A 2,391-nucleotide genomic window follows, 5' to 3' on the forward strand; every position below is an offset into this window, starting at 1 on the left:
GAATTTTTGATTAATACGGTGGTTGTTACACGTTTTAACAAATAAGTGTTCGCTGGTGCCTTGATATTCACGTCCATTATCGGAATAAACACATTCAATAGTATAAGGACATTGGGTTAACAAATCGTTTTGTAAAAATTGTGCCGCGCTAAATTGGGATTTATTAGGGTAAATACCCGCATAAAGCTCACGTGAAAAATCATCAATACCGACAAATAAATATTCTCTAGTTTGCTGTTTCGTTTCATTTTTAAGTAAAGGTAAACGTTTGGTATCAACGTGTAACATTTCACCCGGATAGGTTTTGTTATAGCGTTTAGCTTGCCGTCTTAATTTATCTTCAATCGATTTTTCGACTTTAACCAGACGTTTAATTCCATAACGAATGGTTTTATAACGTTCATTCTTACTGGTTAAAGGCACAAAAAGCTTCAATCGGGCTTTCTTTAGTACATTATAAATGGTAGGCCGACTGACCATAAAGCGTTTTGCCAAATCAGTGACCGTTATTTTTTCTTTATGATATAAGCGCCATATCTCTTGTCTGTGATAAGCCGTTAGTTTTGTTTTTTTATGTATATTCATTACAGTAGTTTCTCAAATTACTGTAAACAATGCTAGTAAATCCTACAAGTTAAGCAATAAACTAATAGATTATATCAATAATACCGATGTTAAATAAACGAAATAATTTATACAACAATAAGCGCTATAAAAAGATTATTGAAATAATATCATTCAAAAATATTGTTTCAATAACAAAAATAACGTATTTTAAATAAGCAAATACATTTAATTTTCGGTTTCTTAACATTTTCTAAAGGCATTTTGGTAAATATGATGAAGCAGGTTGTTGGTTGTATGGCTTTAGTGATGAAACATCATGTTAAATATTCTTTTTTTTATTTTATAGGCTGAACAGATTTTTGGCATTCCCCATTTTATTGTTCGATGCAAGGAGTGGATTATGCTAGATATGCAACTAGCTAACTGGCGCACCATTACCGCCACCTCATCCATGCCTTTATATGCGGTACTTTCTAACGTCAGTGATGCGCAAGCCGTTAAAAACTACTATATTACCGATGGCTCGCAAACGCCTTATGGCCTTTATACTGGCACCCCTTACGAGCACTGGTTTTCAGTAATGCCTATGCTAGTTAGGCTTGATGAGCACAGTCCTTTTTTAGATTGGGTAAACAACACCGAGTATAAAGACTGGGGCTGGTTAGCACGCTCTCATTTACCCTTTGAAGACATCTGCGCGCATTTACGCAGCTTAACCCAAGCCATAATGCCCGATGGCGAAACAGTATTTTTTCGCTATTGGGATGGTGAGTACCTGTCAATCATGCTCGATTATTTTACCGATAGCTGGCAAGACGTGCTCCCTGCCTTTGCCTTTTACTGGATTAATCACCAATCGCATGTGGTGCATGTGCCGTTTGAACAAGCTGTACAGACATCACCTTGGTGGCAGGTACCGAAAGAGCTTCTTGACGCTATAGTAGCAATAAATAAAAATGTATATTTAACAAATATATTGCAATACTTACAACAATCTCATCCTGAGATTTATTTTGCTTTTGAATTTGATTCATTAGAACTCAAAATAAAAAAATGGCTTAATTCAAAGGAATCTACAGAAGAAAATAGTTTAGGAAAACTTATATTAAAATTAAAACAACAAAGTGAATAATGGAATTAAAGATGGTTGATCTAACAAAACTGAATAATGTTCAAGAAATAACTGACAAAATATTTAAACCAGTTTTAGAGCGCTTTAGAAGTATTTTAGCTACGCCCATTGATGGGGAAAGCGTTTACAAAGATGGGATTTTAAAAAATAAAGCGATAAAAAAATATCATGAATTTCTCAAAGAACAAGGTATTATGGGAACGAACATCATCCCACAATATCAGGCTAATCACCTATCATACGAGCAAAACCAAGTAATAGCTGAAAAGCTTCGTAACAGAACCTCTGTTTCTCCAGAGGAATTAAGAAAAACCAGCCAAGAATTAGCTCAAAACTCTTGGAATGGCAACACATTTTCAAACAAAAAAATTAAGGGGTAAGTGTTTTTTAAATTCAACGGGAGGCAAGTAGCCTAACGAAGAATGTAATCGTTTATGATTATACCAATAAGCATAAGCCGAAAAAGCGCGTTGTAATTCAGCCGTTGAGTTGAAACGTTGGCCTTTTACAAATTCCGTTTTAATTGTTTTAAATGTCGCTTCCGCTACCGCATTGTCATATGGACCCCCTTTCTTGCTTAATGAATGCGTGATATTAAATGTCTTAAAACACGCCTCTAATAACCGATTATCAAACTCTTTGCCTCGGTCTGAATGAAATAAATCCAATTTTGATAATGGCAGTTTAATTTG

The 2,391-nt window shown here is 34.8% G+C and carries 4 protein-coding genes; 2 read left to right on the forward strand and 2 right to left on the reverse strand.

All coding sequences use genetic code 11. The annotated features are described in order from the left end of the window. Window positions 1-585, reverse strand: a 585-nt coding sequence (locus A9G38_RS02805) for an HTH domain-containing protein (RefSeq protein ID WP_081297946.1), incomplete at its 3' end; no start/stop codon positions are given. Between the two features lie 382 nt (window positions 586-967). Here A9G38_RS02805 and A9G38_RS02810 point away from each other — a divergent pair. Together A9G38_RS02810 and A9G38_RS02815 are read left to right on the forward strand one after the other, a co-directional pair. Next, the gene (locus A9G38_RS02810) at window positions 968-1,699 is read left to right on the forward strand and encodes a DUF4123 domain-containing protein (RefSeq protein WP_034915644.1); all 732 of its coding nucleotides are present in this window, start codon (window positions 968-970) and stop codon (window positions 1,697-1,699) included. An 11-nt stretch (window positions 1,700-1,710) separates the two neighbouring features. Further along, window positions 1,711-2,079: a hypothetical protein gene (locus tag A9G38_RS02815; protein WP_141671701.1), complete on the forward strand. Its 369-nt coding sequence runs from the start codon at window positions 1,711-1,713 to the stop codon at window positions 2,077-2,079. On the opposite strand, the gene A9G38_RS02820 is transcribed toward A9G38_RS02815, so the two are convergent. Continuing rightward, on the reverse strand, window positions 2,056-2,391 hold a 336-nt coding region (locus A9G38_RS02820), incomplete at its 5' end, for an integrase core domain-containing protein (RefSeq protein ID WP_141671665.1). The two genes, A9G38_RS02815 and A9G38_RS02820, sit on opposite strands and share 24 nt — an antisense overlap.

Source organism: Gilliamella sp. Imp1-1, from assembly GCF_001690415.1.
Lineage (GTDB): Bacteria > Pseudomonadota > Gammaproteobacteria > Enterobacterales > Orbaceae > Gilliamella > Gilliamella bombi.

What these genes read in the sequence shown, in the direction of transcription:
- A9G38_RS02810 (WP_034915644.1), top strand. Translation starts at nt 968, where the DNA reads ATGCTAGATATGCAACTAGCTAACTGGCGCACCATTACCGCCACCTCA.
- A9G38_RS02815 (WP_141671701.1), top strand. Translation starts at nt 1,711, where the DNA reads ATGGTTGATCTAACAAAACTGAATAATGTTCAAGAAATAACTGACAAA.